Source organism: Noviherbaspirillum denitrificans (assembly GCF_002211445.1).
In the GTDB taxonomy this organism is placed as follows: domain Bacteria; phylum Pseudomonadota; class Gammaproteobacteria; order Burkholderiales; family Burkholderiaceae_D; genus Noviherbaspirillum; species Noviherbaspirillum denitrificans.
Window position 1 is genome coordinate 4,707,120 of sequence record NZ_LSTO01000001.1, and the last position, 9,851, is coordinate 4,716,970.

At 61.8% G+C, this 9,851-nt stretch carries 9 protein-coding genes and 1 tRNA gene; 8 read left to right on the forward strand and 2 right to left on the reverse strand.

Annotation, left to right across the window (positions count from 1 at the left end):
- Positions 1-932, reverse strand: a 932-nt coding sequence (locus tag AYR66_RS22845) for an APC family permease (RefSeq protein WP_141104294.1), incomplete at its 3' end; no start/stop codon positions are given.
- Positions 933-1,058: 126 nt separating this feature from the next.
- On the opposite strand from AYR66_RS22845, the gene AYR66_RS22850 reads away from it, so the two are divergent.
- The 4 genes from AYR66_RS22850 to AYR66_RS22865 all read left to right on the forward strand — a co-directional run bounded on the left by AYR66_RS22850 (position 1,059) and on the right by AYR66_RS22865 (position 4,190).
- Positions 1,059-1,145: transfer RNA gene (locus tag AYR66_RS22850), tRNA-Leu, on the forward strand.
- Between the two features lie 108 nt (positions 1,146-1,253).
- A complete protein-coding gene (locus AYR66_RS22855) occupies positions 1,254-2,165 on the forward strand; it encodes a 5'-nucleotidase (protein WP_088709422.1) in 912 nt (303 codons plus the stop codon).
- An 82-nt stretch (positions 2,166-2,247) separates the two neighbouring features.
- Positions 2,248-3,447: a PEGA domain-containing protein gene (locus AYR66_RS22860; protein ID WP_088709423.1), complete on the forward strand. Its 1,200-nt coding sequence runs from the start codon at positions 2,248-2,250 to the stop codon at positions 3,445-3,447.
- A 2-nt stretch (positions 3,448-3,449) separates the two neighbouring features.
- Positions 3,450-4,190 carry a TssQ family T6SS-associated lipoprotein gene (locus AYR66_RS22865; protein ID WP_088709424.1) on the forward strand — a complete coding sequence of 247 codons (741 nt, stop codon included), beginning with the start codon at positions 3,450-3,452 and terminating at the stop codon, positions 4,188-4,190.
- 68 nt (positions 4,191-4,258) lie between these two features.
- Here the strand turns inward: AYR66_RS22865 and AYR66_RS22870 are convergent, their stop codons facing one another.
- Positions 4,259-6,568, reverse strand: coding sequence for an NADP-dependent malic enzyme (locus AYR66_RS22870; RefSeq protein ID WP_088709425.1), 2,310 nt, complete (start codon positions 6,566-6,568; stop codon positions 4,259-4,261).
- 289 nt (positions 6,569-6,857) lie between these two features.
- On the opposite strand from AYR66_RS22870, the gene thiL reads away from it, so the two are divergent.
- The 4 genes from thiL to AYR66_RS22890 form a co-directional block, all read left to right on the forward strand.
- Positions 6,858-7,826, forward strand: a complete 969-nt coding sequence (thiL, locus tag AYR66_RS22875) for a thiamine-phosphate kinase (RefSeq protein ID WP_088709426.1) — start codon at positions 6,858-6,860, stop codon at positions 7,824-7,826.
- Positions 7,823-8,347, forward strand: coding sequence for a phosphatidylglycerophosphatase A family protein (locus AYR66_RS22880; RefSeq protein ID WP_234814987.1), 525 nt, complete (start codon positions 7,823-7,825; stop codon positions 8,345-8,347). The genes thiL and AYR66_RS22880 overlap by 4 nt, the downstream gene beginning before the upstream one ends.
- A gap of 203 nt (positions 8,348-8,550) precedes the next feature.
- Complete coding sequence (locus AYR66_RS22885) at positions 8,551-9,036, forward strand: CinA family protein (protein ID WP_088709427.1); 486 nt, start codon at positions 8,551-8,553, stop codon at positions 9,034-9,036.
- On the forward strand, positions 9,033-9,851 hold an 819-nt coding region (locus AYR66_RS22890; RefSeq protein WP_234814988.1), incomplete at its 3' end, for an alpha/beta hydrolase. The genes AYR66_RS22885 and AYR66_RS22890, both read left to right, overlap by 4 nt.

Sequence of the window (9,851 nt, forward strand, 5' to 3'; positions counted from 1 at the left end):
ATGCGGTTGGTCCAGCCGCTGAAGCCCAGGCTTTCAATGATGGCCTTGAAGGTCGAGGCGTTCAGCGTCTGCCCTTCCACCGGCTTTGCATCCCACAACAGGTAAAGGAGGATGATGCCGCTGGCGGTGAAGGCCAGCGAGAGCGCCATGTAGATCATGGTCATCTTGCCGGTGCGCACGCGCGGTTCGGCGAGGATGTTGACGTTGTTCGATACCGCTTCCAGGCCGGTATAGGTACCGCCGCCCTGGGAGTACGCCAGCAGCAGCATGCCCGCGATGCCGATCCAGCCGATATCGTCAGCGAGGACTGCAGTCTCGTTCAGCGTGTTGGGCACGAGGTCGGGCAGGTTGGAGGCATGCGCGAAAATGCCGTAGACGATCAGGATGAAATGCGTGGCGACGAAGCCGAGGAAAATCGGCAGCAGTATGCGGATCGCTTCCTTCAGGCCGCGCAGGTTGAGCACGATGAGCACCGCGATGAAGAATGCTTCTGCCCACAGTTTGTAATGGTGGAAGCCGAGCGGCAACAGCGAGGCCAGTGCTTCGACGCCCGCCGCGATCGAGATGGCGATCGTGAGCACGTAGTCCAGGATTAGCGCGCAGCCGGCGACAAGTCCGAGGTAGGGTCCGACAAGGTGCGATGCCACACGGTAACCGCCGCCGCCCGTCGGGAAGAGTTCGATCACCTGGTTGTACGCAAGCGCGATGACGAACACGGTGACTGCGGTCGCGATCGCGAGGTACAGGCCGAGCTGGGTGTGGGTGCCGAGCGCGCGGAAGGTTTCTTCGGGGCCGTAGGCCGAGGACGACAAACCGTCGGCGCCAAGCCCGACCCACGCCAGGAACGCAACCAATGCCAGCGAGTGTCGTGTCTCGGACTTCATCGGATCCAATGCCTTGCCGAGCACGATCTCGCGGATTCTGGACTTCATTCTTTATGCTTGCTCTCAAATCGAATCTGGCGATGATACGCCTAACAATTCCTCAATGCCAACGCCGTTGCAGCGCACTCTGTTGCCCGATCGCTGCAAATCAGCGATAATGCGCGCTTGTGTGTCGCCGAGATGGCGGAACAGGTAGACGCACGGGACTCAAAATCCCGCGCCAGAAATGGCGTACCGGTTCGATTCCGGTTCTCGGCACCAAAGAAGAAGATTGAATACGCACCCACCGAGGTGCGTTTTTCATTTGGGCGGCGCATATATAATGCATGCGACCTGCATTCAATCCCGCCACCCATTCCTGTTCGGCCGATGCCCGTTTCCCTCGATAATCTCCTCGTCGTCGGCATTTCCTCACGCGCGCTGTTCGACCTCGAGGCGGAGGAAGCCATTTTCCGCACGCAGGGACTGGACGCCTACCGCAAGCACCAGATCGAGAACGAGGGCGAGATCCTGAAACTCGGCGCCGGCTTTGCGCTCGTGCGCGCACTGCTCAAGCTGAATGCGCTGGTGCATAACAGGCGCTTTGTCGAAGTGGTCATCATGTCCCGCAATTCGTCGGAGACATCGATGCGCATCTTCAACTCGATCAAGCACTACAACCTCGACATCACCCGCGCCGTGCTGTCAGGCGGCGCGCCGCTGGCGCCCTACCTGCGCGCGTTCAACGTCAGCCTGTTCCTCTCGCTGCATGAGGACGACGTGCAGGCCGCCATCGATTCGGGCGTGGCAGCCGCCCTGCTCTACCAGAAGCCGGAAAACGCCTTCGAGGAACTGGACCAGATCCGCATCGCCTTCGACGGCGACGCCGTTATCTTCTCGGACGAATCAGAGCGCATCTTCCAGACGCAGGGCATTGAAGCCTTCGAGCACCACGAGCGCGAGAATGCGATGAAGCCGTTGCCCGAGGGGCCGTTCGCGCGCCTCCTCAAGGCACTGTCGTACATCCAGAACAACTTCAAGTCGGCCGATGGCCGCTCGGCGCCGATCCGCACCGCGCTGGTGACCGCGCGCTCGTCGCCGGCGCACGAACGCGTGATCCGCACGCTGCGCGCCTGGGACCTCGCCATCGACGAAACCTTCTTCATGGGCGGAGTCGCCAAATCGGACGTCCTGGCTGCGTTCAAGCCGCACATCTTCTTCGACGACCAGCCCGGCCACTGCGACCGTGCGGCGCCGCTGGTGCAAACGGGACTGGTGCCGACACGCAACGTCGAAACCTGACCAAAAGCATTCCCTGCGTCAACATTTGCCTTGGGACGGGTAAAATCATGGCAACAGCGCTTATTTTGTTGTCATTCCATCCATGAGCGACGGCTCGCCTTCACTGAAGCAATTGAATCGCACCTTTATCGGAAGCGTGCTCTGTGCCGACATTGCCGGTTTTACGGCATGTCCGGAGGCGGAGCAGCTCGAGTTGAAAGAACTGTTCAACACGATGCTGGCTGATGCGGTACATGGTTTGCCGCCATCCGAGCGTGTAATGGTGGACACCGGCCACGGTGCTGCGATCGCCTTCCTGGGGGATCCGGAGGATGCCTTGTTCGCCGCTCTCGCGCTGCGCGATGCAATTGCCGCGGCCGCCCTTCCCGCAGGCGAACCAGGATTCGTCCGGATTGGGATCAATCTCGGACCGCTGAAGTTCGTACGCGACATCAACGGGCAGACCAGCATGGTGGGCAACGGCGTCACCGACGCCCAGCGCGCGCTGCGCCTGGCCGCCGCCGGCCAGCTGATGGTGACGTTCGCCTACTTCGACATGATTTCCCGCATTGCGCGCGATTACATGCCGCTGTTCGTCTATGTCAGCCAGGACAGGCTCGCCGACGAGCAGGAAGTCTTCCGGTTCGACCCGCCCGCGGACAATGCGGCCCTGACTGACGTACTGCATCACCGTGCGGAAATGCGGCAACTACGGCCCGACGATGCGCCTTCCTCCACAGTCGTTATCGCGACGCGCGCTGAGGATGTGTCCACGGCAGGCAAGCGAGAGAAACATGCATGGCTGCGGCCCGCCACGTCAGTCGCGGCAGGCGTCTCCGTCTTGATGGCCGGTGCAGTGTGGCTATGGACGGACAAGCCGACGCAAGCGCCGGTCACGGCCTCCGTCACTGCGTATTCCAGGGGAAGCACGAAAGACACATCCTATCGTCCACGCATCGAGCCGGCCAAGGCAGCGGACATCCGTGCCGACGTGAAGCTCGCGGCCACAAATCCGCATGCTGTCCTGCGTGCCTCGTCGTCGTCCGCAGCGAGCGACAAGACAGAAGACAACGCCAAACTGCCCGCACCACCAGTCGTGACAGGCGCCGTCAAACTGGCGATCCAGCCATGGGGGGAAATCTTTGTCGACGGCGCCCGGCGTGGCGTCAGTCCGCCGATGAAATCACTCAGCCTCGCACCCGGCAAGCATCACATCGAAATCCGCAACGGTGATTTCGCGCCTTACCGTGAAACCGTCGAGGTCAGGAGCGGTGGCGAGGTCACTGTCGAATACGCCTTCTGACCATGCCTATCCATCACCTGACACTTGCTGTGCTGGTGGCTGCGCTTGCCGCAGGTTGCGCGCAACTGCCGGCCTCTGAAGAGGCTGCTGCCACTATGTCTGCGCCGGACACGGATTCGCATTACGCGCGCGGCCTTGCGCACTACCGCGATCACCAGCCCGACGCGGCATTGACCGAATTGACTGCAGCAATCACCGGCGGACGACTCAAGGCGGCAGAGGAAAACGATGCGCGCAAGCATATGGCCTTCATCCATTGCGCGGCCGGGCGCGAGTTGCCGTGCCGTGAACAATTCCATGCCATCCTGAAGTCCGATCCGGACTTCGAGCTCGTATCCGGCGAGTCGGACCATCCGCAATGGGGACCGGTTTGGCGCTCCATCAAGGGAGCTGACGAGGAAAGGCGCGCACTGTCGCAGGCAAGCAGTCCGAACGCCACCCCGGCACAGCAGAAGCTGGCTGAAGGCATCCGCGAATATGAAGCCGCACGTTACCGTCATGCGCTCGATGCGCTGCAGGCGGCGGTGAAGGCGGGCTTGCCGGCAAAGGGGGATGAAATGCGGGCGCACAAGTACACTGCGTTCGCGTTTTGCCTGACTAAACGCATGAAGCAGTGCCGTGCCGAATTCAGGACGATGTTCGAGAAGGATCCAGCCTTCGCGCTGCTGCCTTCCGAAAGCGGGCATCCGGCCTGGGCGTCCGTGTACCGCAGTGAAAAGGCTGCTGCCGGCAAGAAGAAATAAGGTAACGCATCAAATAAAAAAAGCCGCTCCCCTTGCGGGGAGCGGCTTTTTCTTTGCGACGAAGGTTCTTATCGCTGCGCGACGGAATCCATCACGCACAGTGCCGTCATGTTCACGATACGGCGGACAGTCGCCGACGGCGTGAGGACATGGACCGGCTTGGCGCAGCCGAGCAGGACCGGGCCGATGGCGATACCGTTACCCGCGGACATCTTCAGCAGGTTGTACGAAATGTTGGCGGCGTCGAGGTTCGGCATCACCAGCAGGTTCGCATCGCGCTTGAGCGGTGAGTCCGGCATCATGCTCTTCAGCAGGTTCGGGTCGAGCGCGGTGTCGCCGTGCATTTCACCATCGATTTCCAGGTCCGGCGCGCGTTCCTGGATGATCGCCAGTGCGGCGCGCATCTTCTTCGCGGATTCGCTGTTGGACGAACCGAAGTTGGAATGCGACAGCAGCGCGGCGCGCGGCACGATGCCGAAGCGGCGCATTTCCTCGGCAGCCAGGATCGTGATCTCGGCCAGCTGCTCGGCGGTCGGGTTTTCGTTGACGTGGGTGTCGACGATGGCGACCTGACGGTCCGGCAGGATGAGCACGTTCATCGCGGCGTAGACGTTGACGCCTTCACGCTTGCCGAGCACCTGGTCAATGTAGTGAAGGTGCAGCGGCACCGTGCCGAAGGTACCGCAGATCATGCCGTCAGCATTGCCGCGGTTGATCATCATGGAACCGATCAACGTATGGCGGCGGCGCATTTCAAGCTTGGCCCACTGTTCGGTGCCGCCCTTGCGGCGGGTAATCGACAGGTATTCCTGCCAGTATTCGCGATAGCGCTCGTCGTATTCCGGATTGATGGTCTCGAAATCGATGTCCGGGCGCATGCGCAGGCCGAATTTCTCGATGCGCTGCGCCAGCACTGCCGGACGACCGACGAGGATGGGCTTGGCCAGTTTTTCGTCGATCACCACCTGCACCGCGCGCAGCACACGCTCTTCCTCGCCTTCGGCGAAGACGATGCGCTTCTTGGCGGCCGGTGCCTTCTTCGCGATCTGGAAGATCGGCTTCATGAAGGTGCCGGAACGGTAGACGAACTGCTGCAGGCTGGCCGCATAGGCCGCCATGTCCTTGATCGGGCGCGATGCCACGCCGGATTCCTCGGCGGCCTTGGCAACGGCCGGGGCGATCTTGATCATCAGGCGCGGGTCGAAGGGCTTCGGAATCACATATTCCGGACCGAAGGACAGGTTGCTGATGCCGTATGCCGTAGCAACAATGTCGGACTGTTCCGCCTGCGCGAGGTCGGCGATCGCGTGCACGACAGCGATTTCCATTTCGCGGGTGATCGTCGTTGCGCCGCAGTCGAGCGCGCCGCGGAAGATGTACGGGAAGCAGAGGACGTTGTTGACCTGGTTCGGGTAGTCGGAACGGCCGGTAGCGATCACCGCATCATTACGTACTGCCTTCACCTCTTCCGGGAGGATTTCCGGGGTCGGGTTGGCCAGCGCGAGGATGAGCGGCTTGTCGTTCATCTGCTTGACCATTTCCGGCTTGAGCACACCGCCGGCGGACAGGCCGAGGAAAATGTCGGCGCCCGGAATGACTTCTGCCAGGGTACGCGCGCTGGTTTCCTGTGCGAAGCGTTCCTTGTCCGGATCCATCAGCTCCGTGCGGCCCTTGTAAACCACGCCGGCGAGGTCGGTCACGTAGATATTCTTGATCGGGAAGCCGAGGTCGACCACGAGGTCGAGACAGGCCAGCGCCGCGGCACCCGCGCCGGACACCACCAGCTTGCACTCGTCAATTTTCTTGCCAACGACCTTCAGGCCGTTGAGGATGGCGGCGCCGACGATGATCGCGGTGCCGTGCTGGTCGTCGTGGAAGACGGGAATCTTCATCCGCTCGCGCAGCTTGCGCTCAATGTAGAAGCACTCCGGCGCCTTGATGTCTTCGAGATTGATGCCACCGAAAGTCGGTTCCAGCGCTGCAATCACCTCAATCAGCTTGTCCGGGTCGTTTTCATTGATTTCGATGTCGAACACGTCGATGCCGGCGAACTTCTTGAACAGCACGCCCTTGCCTTCCATCACCGGCTTGGATGCCAGCGGGCCGATCGGGCCGAGGCCGAGCACGGCAGTGCCGTTGGTAATTACGGCGACCAGGTTGCCGCGGGCGGTGTACTTGTAGGCGTTGGCGGGATCAACGACGATTTCTTCGCAGGCGGCTGCGACACCGGGGGAATACGCTAGCGCGAGGTCGCGCTGGTTGGTGAGCTGCTTGGTGGGGGTGACGCTGATCTTACCGGGGGTGGGGAATTCGTGGTATTCCAGTGCGGCCTGTCGAAGCTGTTGGCGGAGTTCTTCTTTTTGATCGGGAGATTCCATGATGTGGCCGTCCTTTTTAGCTTACGGAAAGCTTACGATTTTATCAGACGCAATTGCGTGGTCTTATACGTATTTATCCTAGTCGATTCAGGCCTTGCGAGAGTTTTCCTTCGAAAAACTCGAACAATACTGACCTGGGTCATTGGATAAATATGAATGACTATTGAATATTTATACTCGATTCATTTTATTAATAAATAAAGCAAAGCTATGGCGCTTGGCCGATTTCTTTGATTTGCACTATTTCATCCCGCGATGAAGGGCAAGGTCAATTGAGTACAATTCCGTCATGCTTTCCGAATTCGACCTGATTGCGCATTACTTCACCCGCCCGGTGCGTGATACCGCGCGCATTGCGCTGGGCGTGGGCGACGACTGCGCGCTGACTGTCCCCACACCGGGCATGCAACTGGCAATTTCCTCCGACATGCTGGTCGAAGGACGCCACTTTTTCCCCGATGCCGAGCCTCGTGCGCTTGGCCATAAATGCTTGGCCGTCAATCTGTCCGACCTGGCCGCCATGGGTGCACGGCCGGTCGCCTTCACGCTGGCGCTCGCGCTGCCCGAGGCGCGCGCAGAATGGCTGGCGCCCTTTTCCGCGGGCATGCTTGCGCTGGCCGACCTGCATCGTTGCGAGCTTGTCGGCGGCGACACTACCAAGGGGCCGCTGAACATCTGCATCACGATTTTCGGGGAAGTTCCGCCTGGGCAGGCATTGCGCCGGGATGCCGCGCAGCCGGGAGACGACATCTGGATCTCGGGCACGCTGGGCGATGCGCGGCTGGCGCTGGCCGGCTATCGCAATGAGCTTGCGCTCGCACCCGATACGCTGTCGCAGGCGGCGCCGCGCATGCATGCGCCGACACCGCGCGTTGCACTTGGCACCGCACTGTGCGGAATTGCGCGCGCGGCGATCGACATTTCCGACGGACTCGTAGGCGACCTCGGCCACATCCTCAAGCGTTCCGGCGTGGGCGCCACGCTCTGTGTCGACGACCTTCCCGCAGGGGCCGCACTGGCCACGCAAGAGCGTGACCTGAGGCGGCGCTTCGCGCTTGCAGGCGGCGACGACTACGAACTCTGCTTCACCGCGCCCGCCGAACGGCGCGGCGATGTCCTCGCCGCCGCGCTCCAGGCCGCGACTCCGGTCACCCGGGTCGGACGCATCGAGGCCGAAGCCGGACTGCGCCTGACCGATGCAGCCGGCGCGCCGATCGCGCTGCAGCTCGCTTCCTTCGATCATTTCGCTTCGCCATGACTACACTGGAAACCGGACAGACCGCCTACATCACCCGCCCGAACGCGCGCTTCATGCTGTCGCACCCGGCCCATCTCCTTGCACAGGGATTCGGCAGCGGCCTTTCACCCGTTGTGCCGGGCACCATGGGTACGCTGTTCGCCTGGCTGGTCTTTGCCACGCTGTCGGTGCGTTGGCCCGGCTTCTTCACGCAGGCGAACTGGGCCATCATCATTGCCGCCGGTTTCGTCGTTGGCATCTGGGCCTGCCACAAGACCGGCCGCGACATGGGCATCGCCGACCACGGCAGCATGGTGTGGGATGAAGTCATTGCGTTCTGGATCGTGCTGCTGGTGCTGATGCCGGCCAGCTTTTCCACGCAGTTCTGGGCCTTCCTGTGGTTCCGCTTCTTCGACATGGTGAAGCCGGCGCCGATCAACTATTTCGACCGCCGCTTCAAGGGTGGCTTCGGCGTGATGTTCGACGACCTGGTGGCGGCCTTCTATACGCTGCTGCTGTTTGCCTTGTGGCGGACGCTATAAAAAAAAGCGCGACCTGGTAGCCAGGCCGCGCAAGCTCGAACTCTCACTCCTCCGCGAGGCCCGCGTCGCACACACGAACCTTGCCGGACTTCATTTTGCGTCAGGCGGGAAATGATTTCGTTGAGAAATATCACAGGAAAGGTGTGTCCCGGAACGGATGACGCCCCGGTGGTAAAGTAGGCCATCGACACAGGGAGCCGGACATGAACAGCATCATCGACCTCGCGATCCGCACAGGGACCGCGCTCAAGGAAAAAGGCCTGCAACTGGCCACTGCGGAATCCTGCACCGGGGGCGGCATCGCGCACGCCATTACCGAGGTTGCCGGGTCTTCCGAATGGTTCGATTGCGGCTTCATCACTTATTCCAACACCTCGAAGATCCGCCTGCTGAAGGTCCCGGCGGACCTCATCCGGGAACACGGTGCCGTGAGCGAAGAAGTCGCCGGCGCCATGGCGGAAGGCGCGCTCGTCAAGAGCCCTGCGCGGGCAGCCGTGTCCACCACGGGGATCGCCGGACCTGGCGGCGCGGTGCCGGGCAAACCGGTGGGCACCGTCTGCTTTGGCTGGTCCGTCAACGGCAAGACCGTGACGGAACGCTGCCACTTCGACGGCGACCGCCAGGCGGTCCGCGAACAGACCATCATCCATTCGCTGCAAGGATTGCTGCGTCTCCTGGAGGAGGCATGATGCTCGAACATTTCCGGCAGCAACAGGCCCAAGTCAACGGCGTCACCATCAATTTCCGTCACGGCGGCGAAGGCCCGCCGTTGCTCCTGCTGCACGGATTCCCGCAGACGCATGTGATCTGGCACAAGGTCGCGGACGCGCTCGCCAAGCGCTACACCCTGGTAATGCCGGACCTGCGCGGCTATGGCGATTCATCGCGCCTGCCCGGATTGCCCGACCACAGCAACTATGCGAAGCGTGAAATGGCGCAGGACATGGTGGAGCTGATGCGCAGCCTCGGCCATCATAGTTTTTTCCTCTGCGGCCATGATCGCGGCGGGCGCGTGTCGCATCGCCTCGCGCTGGACCACAAGGACGCAGTCCGGAAACTGATGATCCTCGACATCTCGCCGACGCGCACGATGTACGAGGCGACGGACAAGACCTTCGCCACGCTCTATTACCACTGGTTCTTCATGATCCAGCCGGCGCCGGTGCCGGAAACGCTGATCGGCAACAGCGCCGCCTTCCTGCTCGAAACTTCGCTCGGCAACTGGGGGTCCAACGGTGCGAAATTCATCGATGACGAAGCGATGGCCGAGTACCTGCGCTGCTTCTGCCGCCCGGACGCGATCCACGCTGCATGCGAAGACTACCGCGCGGCAGCAAGCATCGACCTGGAACACGACCGCGACCACGAGACCAACAAGATTGCCTGCCCGGTCCACGTGCTGTGGGGCGAGCATGGCGTGGTGGGAAGACTGTTCAAGCCGCTGGAAGACTGGCAGGCGAAATGCGATCAGCCGGTGACCGGCAAGGCGGTGCCCGCCGGCCCC